1 pseudogene is annotated in these 234 nt (G+C 62.8%); it reads left to right on the top strand.

The features are described 5' to 3' along the window. A pseudogene (locus AB4Y44_RS43030) lies at window positions 1-170 on the top strand (PAS domain S-box protein); the annotation flags it as partial. Window positions 171-234 lie beyond the last annotated feature (64 nt).

Raw genomic sequence — 234 nt, 5'->3', positions numbered from 1 at the left:
ACTACACCGACATGCGGAGCCGCCCGATGGGGACCGGCCGCGATCTCTACGCTATGCGTAATGACGGCTCCGAATTCCCCGTTGAAATAGGACTCAATCCAGTCTCAACCGACGAAGGCACGTTCGTGCTGGCCGCCGTCGTCGACATTACCGAGCGCAGGCGTCTGGAGGAGCGCTTCCGGCAGGTGGTGGAAGCGGCGCCTAGCGCAATGGTGATGGTGGACCACGATGGCC

This window comes from Paraburkholderia sp. BR10937 (assembly GCF_040965695.1).
Lineage (GTDB): Bacteria > Pseudomonadota > Gammaproteobacteria > Burkholderiales > Burkholderiaceae > Paraburkholderia.
Note: the sequence above shows the minus strand (reverse complement) of the source record. Positions and strands in the feature narration are given on the sequence as shown.